Origin of the sequence: Tannerella forsythia, from assembly GCF_001006485.1 — a bacterium.
Lineage (GTDB): Bacteria > Bacteroidota > Bacteroidia > Bacteroidales > Tannerellaceae > Tannerella > Tannerella forsythia.
Genome location: NZ_JUET01000068.1, coordinates 1 through 435, shown reverse-complemented (window position 1 = coordinate 435; position 435 = coordinate 1). Strand labels below are relative to the sequence as shown.

Genomic DNA, 435 nt, shown 5'->3' with positions numbered 1-435 from the left:
GAGAGAAGTAAGAGGGGGAAGAAGGAAGAAAAAGTGGGGAGAAAGAAAGGAGAGATGCAAAAAGAAAGAAAATGGAACGAGAAAGGAAGGGTGAAGTTCGAGCAGAGGAGAAAGGAAGTCACTCAGTTTGGAGGCAAGAGAAAAGAAGGCCGGGTGAAGGGAAAGGAGGAAGAAGGGGGAGGGAAGAAGAAAAAAGGGAAAAAGAAAGGGGAGAAAGGGAAAAAGAAGAACGGGGAGAAGAAGGAGAAAAAAGGAGAGAAGAAAAGAAAGAAGAAGGGAGGGAAGGGAAGGAGGAATAAGAAGAAGGAAAGAAAGAAGGAAGGAGAGAAGAAGAAGAAAAAGAAAAAGAAGAAAAAAAAGGAGAGAGAGAAAAAGGGGAAAGGAAGAGAAAGAAAAGAAGAGAAAGGGAAAGAAACGAAAAGTGAAAAGTGAAAA

The 435-nt window shown here is 41.6% G+C and carries 1 protein-coding gene; it reads left to right on the top strand.

The window, feature by feature from the left end:
* The coding region (locus Tanf_RS16680) for a hypothetical protein (protein ID WP_201774581.1) at positions 1-432 on the top strand (432 nt) is incomplete at its 5' end.
* Positions 433-435: the final 3 nt, after the last annotated feature.